Below are 7,737 nucleotides of genomic sequence, written 5' to 3'. Positions count from 1 at the left end.
TTTTTGAAGAATATACCATTGATCGCTTTAATGAATTTACGCTTCTTAACGAAAGTCACTTTCACGAAGTGTTTGACAATTCTTTAAACGCAATTATCGTTTTTAAGTATGTACATGGTGATTCTTATGGCGAGCTCATTCAAGCCAATCAATCTGCTTGTGAGCTCCTTGGGTACAGTCCTGAGGAATTGACAGGTTTAGTAGGCCCTCATATTTTTGAACCCCAAACTAACACCGCCTCTATGCGACTGAAAAAACTCAACCAATACAAAAGGTGTCACGATATATCCGTTTTTAAAACCAAGGATGATCAATATGTTCCAGTGGAAGTCTACTCTCACCTAGGCTCAATGGGAAAAAACAAATTCATATTGTTATCGTGTTCAGATTTAAGTCAAGTCAAAAATGCCCATTTGCAAACATAAAAATTATTTAAGGCCAAAGCCATGTTTTTGCGCATCTAACCGCTTTTGGCAAGTTGAACAGTCTTGCCAAAAAACGAATGATTTACAATAAAAAGACGTCATCAAATCCTTTATGATTTGATGACGTCTTTATTAGTTTATACTGTAATTTTTTTACAAAGGTCAAATGATTTCATTTAGGACTAATCTTCTTTTGGGAAAGCTTTAACAATCATAAAATCCAAAAGTTGTGTTTCCCTATTAGAAATGTCCATTTGAGTATTTTTAGGTACATTGATGATCTCACCTGCTGTGTATGCCTTAGAATGCATCCCGTTAAAGGCTGCTGTCATAACGCCTTTAAGAATAATCAGATAAACATTTGCATTTGCTTGATGCACTGGCAATCCATCTCCATTTAGTAAAGTCACATGATTAATTTGAATCTCATTGAAATCACCATGATCGTCCACGATCTTTTCAATAGCTTTTTCACTTCCAAATGTAAACCCATAGTTTTTTTCCATAACTTTCCCTCACCTTACTCTATTTTATACATTAATTCTAAGATCATAATACCGCATTATACAATATTATGGTGTAACACAGGTTACCAATGTTTTTTATTAAATCCATAATTATTGCATGGTTTGATAACATAATGTATGTTGAAATAATCTTTGTAAATATTCACTTCAAATTAAAACACCTCCTAAATGAAGCCCACGGTTTAACGTGCTCTTCTCCTAGCAGGTGATTTTCTAAAGAGATTTGTGATATCGGTTAATATATCTCAGTATCTTTCGTCCCATTAAAGCCCCAATAATACCGAAAGAAATACACAATATGGTCGTGAATAAAATCCAGTTTAAAGGAATTTGTTCAAAAATGCCTCCAATGGCATACTTGGATATCAATAATGATGATAGGCCAGTATAGCCTGAAAAGAAAATAGCACCCATGACCGCCCTCTTTTCAGGTTTACGAACACCTAAAAGAGAAACCTCAGTTAAGAAAGATGTCATAATTATCGCAACCATCATGAAGACGTTCATTAAAACCATAATTAAGCCAAAGGGAACACCTATAACGAAGACGGCGTGTTTAACCTTAATTTTAGAGATTAATACATACATGATCATAGAAAGATATGGTGCAAGCAAAATATACTTGACACCTGGTATTGCCACAAAAGAACTCACTTGGTAAATTGCAATACCACCACATATTAGTGCTGCAATACCAAGCGCTATATAAGTAATATCCTTTGTTCTCATTTTATTATTTTGTTTCACAGGACCTCCAATAAATAAATCAAGAAAAATTATTGGGCTTGTTCACCCATCAATAATCATTTATACCCATACGCTTTTGAATAACTCATAAAACAAAACATACCCTTACTTTATATTTTCTGATGCATGGATGTAAACATAATCCAAGCTAGCTAATTCATCTAAATCACTTCTGAGCCCACTTATATTGGGGCAATTGTTTAGTGAAATATATTTGAGTTTACTGCAGTTTAAAAGTTTGCTTAGGTCACCAGAAGGTTGATCTCCCTCTAGATCTATTGAAAGCAATTGCCCTTTACTTTCTACAATTTTATCCAGTGTTATATCATACCGAGATGCGTAGTAAATATCATAAACATTATTGGAAAAGTCATAATCACTAGGGTCAATCACGATTAATATGGATTTAGAAAATAAGAGTTCTGAACTACCCTGTTCTTCATATACACTTATGCTTACTTTGGTCACGTCTCTATAAGAATAATCATATAATATGCTCCATTCATGATCCGATTTTGTATATTGCTTATATTCTCGGTCATTATAGTCAATTTTATAGTAATAATTTTTTTGAACGTCCTGATTGATAAAGAAATCAATTTCACTATTGGCAATATCTGTTCTGATGTCTAGAAATGGCTTATTAGACTCTGCTTGACATCCCAATATAAAAGCAAAAGTACACAAAAATATTATTAGAAGGCTATATCTTTGTCGCCCCTTATGTTTCTCTATTTGTCGCCAATTATAATTTAAGTTCATATATCCTCACTCGCGGCTCACTCACGCCTTATCTTAGATTATACTATTTTTTAAATTAATATTGTGATTTTTAAATAAATTATCATTTTCACAAGTTCAGAAAATCATAAAAAAAGAGATCCCCAAGGGATCTCCACTTATTTTTCATTTGTCATATACCAAGCTGATAGAAAACATCAGACTGATTTGAAAACCAAATTATCAAACTTACCTACTCCACCGTTACCGATTTGGCAAGATTTCTTGGTTTATCCACATCATTGCCTCTAATCGAAGAAATGTAGTATGCTAGCATTTGAAGCGGAATTACCGCTAATATTGGCGTTAAGATGTCTAAAGTCTCTGGAATGTAGAAGACTTCATCAGCAGATTTCTCAATTTCTCTTTTTCCTGCTTTTGCAATTGCAAATACATGGGCACCTCTTGCCTTAACCTCTTTGATGTTAGACACCATTTTTTCATATAGGCGTTCCTGAGTTGCCAGTGCCACAACAAAAGTATTGTCTTCAATAAGGGCAATCGTTCCGTGTTTAAGCTCACCTGCGGCTATTGAGAACGAGTTGATATAAGATATTTCCTTGAGCTTAAGTGAACCCTCAAGTGCTAGATCAGCATCCATACCCCTTCCCATGAAAAACACTTTTTCATTGTTAAACTGAGAAGCAGCCAGCTTTTGAATGACTTCGCTTTGGTCAAGAATTGACTGAATCATCTCAGGCATCATCTTAAACTCATCTACGATTTCTTTAATGCTACTATCACTCATCGAACCATTAAGTTTGGCAAAATGAAGTGCAATAAGATAGAAGGCTGTAAGTTGAGTCGTAAAGGCCTTTGTTGATGCAACCCCTATTTCAGGTCCAGCCCATGTATAGAAAATATCATCTGATTCTCTGGCAACAGAGCTTCCGACCACATTGACGATGCTTAAAACTCTAGCCCCTTTTCGCTTTGCTTCTCTAAGAGACTGTAGGGTGTCAAGTGTTTCGCCTGATTGCGAAACTGCGATAAAGAGTGTATTCTCATCTATAAAAGGATCACGATATCTAAATTCTGATGCCACATCGCATTCCACTGGAATTTTAGCAAGCGTCTCAAATGCGCGTCTTCCAATTAACCCTGCGTGATAAGCCGTTCCACATGCAACAATGTAAATCTTATTGATTTTTTTGAGGTCGTCTGCTGTTATGTTAATGCCTTCAAGCTGGATATTAGAATGCTTGTCCATTCTTCTTGTGAAAGTTTCTCTAACACCCTTTGGTTGTTCATGGATTTCTTTTAGTGTGAAGTGCTCATAACCTTCCTTTTCAGCAGATTCCATGTCCCAAGTTACTTTATAAATATCACGTTCAACAATCTGACCAAAGGCATTAAAGATGGTTACCTTATCTCTTTTGAGTTCAACGACTTCATCGTTCTCAATGAGTAAAATGTCCCTAGTGTATTTTAAAAGTGCAGGAATATCCGATGCGATGAAATTTTCGCCCTCACCGAGCCCAACAATTAACGGACTGTCTTTTCTGACAGCAATTAATCGATCTGGTTCATCCTTAGCGATGACACCAATTGCATATGCACCTTCCATTTTTTCAATCGCCTTGTTAACCGCCTCTAACAAATCACCTTCATAGTAGTAATCAATCAAATGTGCAATTACCTCGGTATCTGTTTCTGATTTAAAGTGAACATTTTTGTCATTGATGAGCCATTCTTTAATTTCCATATAGTTTTCAATGATACCATTGTGAATGACTGCTATTGTACTGTTTTCATTTGTATGGGGATGTGCGTTTAAATCTGAAGGGGCTCCATGTGTCGCCCATCTTGTATGACCGATACCAAGCACTGTTTGCATAGTCATATCCAAAGAATCCTCTAAATTCTTCAAACGGCCTTTTGATTTAAACACTCTTATTTCATGATCTAAATTTATGGCAATACCTGCCGAGTCATAACCTCTATATTCTAATTTTGATAAACCTTCCATTAAATACGGGATTGCATTGTTACTTCCGATATAGCCTACGATTCCACACATATGTGTATTCTCCTTCAAATAATTAGTCCTGATATCAGATTTCAGGCAATAAAAAAACACCCTATCTAGGTGCTGGTTTTTTGATGCACTTATAGCCTTGAATCAACCTACCACCTTTGTCTCTCAAATCACTTCAAGAATTTGTATGGTATTTAACGGTGTTGATTACACCGCGGGGCACCCGCCGAACTTTCGATTAACCCCGCCCTCGTCAACTGCTATTTGCAGTTCTGGCGCTTCTATTAAGTTTTTAGGAGTCTCATGATATCCCCTCCCTTCTACATGCATTATAGCATACGGTTTTCTAGCTTACAACCTCTATTAACTTTGCCGCCATTACAAATCCATGACAAACGAATGCCCTTAAACCATTTAAGATGGTCAAGGGCATATACCCTTCATATTCAAATAATAAAATTGTCCAGTGCTGAGTCCATCATCATAAGACTAAACTCATAAGCCCCACAGATTGGCATTACTGGTGGAAACCGCCTGTGCTCCAGCCTTCAAACTCTGTATAATATCCTCTTTAGATTGAATAAGACCCCCTGTAACAATTGGCGTTTTTGTTTGTGCCACTACTTGACTTGTGATTTCATGCATAATACCGGGTAAAATTTCCACAGCATCAGGCTGAGTCTGCTTCACAGACTTTATCCCTGCTTCGAAATTTATTGAATCTATGAGGAACAAACGTTGTATTGAGATTCTCTTAAAAGACTTAATCACTTTTATCATACTGCTCTTTGTGGTAATAATACCATCAGTTTCTGTCATCTTACACAAATACTCTACTGCAACTGCATCTCTAGAGAAACCTTCAAGAAGGTCCAAATGCACGAATACCATTTTGCCTGCATCTTTTGCCTTTTTAACATTTTTACCAATATCAAAAATGCTGCCCGACAAGAAAAATAAAATTTCACAATCGGAGCTTAAAGCTTGATCGAGGACGGTATTATCCCCGATAGCACCTATTACCGGGTATTCATTTGTTCTTTGAATAAATTCGTGAATCATCTCGCCCCCAGATGGAAGTAATTTTAAAAATATTAATCCACATATACTAATCTACATACATTAATCCTCATATGTTAATCTTCATATATTATTCTTCATATGTTAATCTTCATATATTATTCTTCATATGTTATTCTTCATATGTTATTCTTCATATGTTATTCTTCATATGTTATTCTTCATATGTTATTCTTCGTTTTATAATCTGCTCGCATAAGGATCCTTATATCAGAGATTACCTTGTCTGTATTGCTTAACTATTTGGAAGTCTTGGAATTACCTTTTTAATGAATATGGTTAAATCCTTCATCATATCAATCACTTCAAACTGATCACCCTTTATAACCCTTAAAATCGGTCTTGTAGGGGCACTCAAGTTATTCTCAATGACAATTGCATAGTCCCCAGTACTGAGTTCAACAAGGGTGCCAGGAGGATACATATCTACGATTTGGAGCATGTAGTTGATAATATCTGCATCCAACTTTACAGGTGCAGCAGATCTCAAAATCTCAAGTGCTACATCAACAGAAATACGGTTATTATAAGTCCTATCTGAGACGATTGCACTAAAGATATCACAAATGGTAACAATTCGAACCAACAAGGGAATTTGATCCGCAACAAAACCATTCGGATAACCTGAACCATCCAGTTTTTCATGGTGGAGCAAAATAATTTGTCTCGATAATGGCGAAAGTTCAACAAGTTCCTTTACCATATCATAACCGTACTCAACATGTCTTTTCATCTGTTCGAACTCATTTGGTTCCAGCTTACCTTTTTTATTTAAAATATGGTCAGGGACTTTTGACTTGCCAATATCAGAGAGAATAGCGCCCATGCCAAGTTTTAAAAGACGTTCCCTATCTAAACCCATCTTCTTACCAATTAAAACCGAAAGGATCATAACTTCAACAGCATGGTCATAATGGTACATCTCTGCACCCATCAACTCTGTACTGTAGTACTTTTTGTCATATTGATCATAAATTTCGGAAATCATATCATCAATAATTGCCCTTAAAGATCTAATGTGTTCTTCTCTAACTTGTTTTGGTTTCTCACCATTACCTTGATCATGCAATTCATAGATCATTTTCATAAGTGTTATTGCTTGGAGTTTTAATATATCAGGAATCATCGGTTCTAGGACAATCCCCTTTGAAATCTCATCTTCAACATATACATGTCTAATGTCAATTTGTTTTAATTTCTCAATGAGATTACTACTGAGTGCAGCATCCTTTTGAACGAGTAATGAAAGTTTTGAATCGTAAATTGGCTTTGCTATTATTATACCTGGATTAATCTCATTAATGTGTATCAGTCTCATTCTTGTCCCAACCTTTCATTTTATTGCAACTTCAATCCCACGTAATATCTACCCCAATTATCTTGCTCACAAACTTATTTAGTCGGATACATTACAATCACTTTTTTTTTATAATTATATCACAATAATCAAGTGAAAAACTTTAAGATTTTGTGAACACAATAAAGGGTATAGGTTTTGTAACGCTTGAGAACAGGAGGCCTTTATGAAATTAAATTTAGTTCGCAAGTTTTCAACAAAAATTAGCCTAGTGACATTTTTATTGCTAATGGCATCTTCATTCTTTGTCATGCTTTACCTATTTGATGCCATGCAGACAACCATAATGGAGGGTACAGATGAAATTACATATGGCAATCTAGACAATACATATACAGAGCTAAAATATTATATAAACAGTAAAATCACAATCTGCGAGCTCCTTTCACAGGATCCGAATCTAACACAGTTCTTATCGAAGTCTAGATATATTAATATCAATCATTCAATTGAAAACGTCGATGGGTATAAGAGTGTCATTCGTGATATAAATGCATATCAATCTAAAGACGCTAGAATAACCTCTATTTTTGTATGGTCAAAATATAGAAAAGAACTTTTTTTTCATAATGCTACATTCGAAAGTCAGATCGATTTAGACTCCGATGAAACCCCTTATCCCTGGCAATATGACCCTCGTCAAACGATCCTTTCCTCTGAATACATTGATCCATATAGTGGCGATTTAGTTTTTAGCGTCGTTGCGCCTATTATTGTTGACAAAGATACAGTGGGGCTCGTTGGCGTTAACTTTAAACCGGAAAACCTGCCCGTTGAATCCAGCACAGAAACCATTATTTTACTGGATGATCACCTCAATATCATAAAGAAAACAGATCAAAC

8 protein-coding genes are annotated in these 7,737 nt (G+C 35.5%); 2 read left to right on the top strand and 6 right to left on the bottom strand.

All coding sequences use genetic code 11. The annotated features are described in order from the left end of the window. Positions 1-425, top strand: a 425-nt coding sequence (locus tag AC220I_RS15090) for a PAS domain S-box protein (protein WP_486724685.1), incomplete at its 5' end; no start/stop codon positions are given. Between the two features lie 182 nt (positions 426-607). Here AC220I_RS15090 and AC220I_RS15085 read toward each other — a convergent pair. The 6 genes from AC220I_RS15085 to AC220I_RS15060 form a co-directional block, all read right to left on the bottom strand. Further along, positions 608-931 (bottom strand): cupin domain-containing protein, encoded by a 324-nt coding sequence (locus AC220I_RS15085; RefSeq protein ID WP_486724684.1) that lies wholly within the window; start codon positions 929-931, stop codon positions 608-610. A 234-nt stretch (positions 932-1,165) separates the two neighbouring features. Further along, complete coding sequence (locus AC220I_RS15080) at positions 1,166-1,699, bottom strand: hypothetical protein (RefSeq protein ID WP_486724683.1); 534 nt, start codon at positions 1,697-1,699, stop codon at positions 1,166-1,168. 105 nt (positions 1,700-1,804) lie between these two features. Further along, the gene (locus tag AC220I_RS15075) at positions 1,805-2,461 is read right to left on the bottom strand and encodes a hypothetical protein (protein ID WP_486724682.1); all 657 of its coding nucleotides are present in this window, start codon (positions 2,459-2,461) and stop codon (positions 1,805-1,807) included. A 211-nt stretch (positions 2,462-2,672) separates the two neighbouring features. After that, on the bottom strand, positions 2,673-4,499 hold the full coding sequence (gene glmS / locus AC220I_RS15070) for a glutamine--fructose-6-phosphate transaminase (isomerizing) (protein ID WP_486724681.1): 1,827 nt from the start codon (positions 4,497-4,499) through the stop codon (positions 2,673-2,675). A 453-nt stretch (positions 4,500-4,952) separates the two neighbouring features. Then, complete coding sequence (locus AC220I_RS15065; protein WP_486724680.1) at positions 4,953-5,519, bottom strand: glycerol-3-phosphate responsive antiterminator; 567 nt, start codon at positions 5,517-5,519, stop codon at positions 4,953-4,955. A 253-nt stretch (positions 5,520-5,772) separates the two neighbouring features. Continuing rightward, positions 5,773-6,855: an HD-GYP domain-containing protein gene (locus AC220I_RS15060; RefSeq protein ID WP_486724679.1), complete on the bottom strand. Its 1,083-nt coding sequence runs from the start codon at positions 6,853-6,855 to the stop codon at positions 5,773-5,775. Positions 6,856-7,060: 205 nt separating this feature from the next. On the opposite strand from AC220I_RS15060, the gene AC220I_RS15055 reads away from it, so the two are divergent. Beyond that, a partial coding sequence (locus AC220I_RS15055; RefSeq protein WP_486724678.1) for a PDC sensor domain-containing protein occupies positions 7,061-7,737 on the top strand: 677 nt, incomplete at its 3' end.

This window comes from Fusibacter sp. (assembly GCF_057447755.1).
This window is presented reverse-complemented; position numbering and strand designations above follow the sequence as displayed.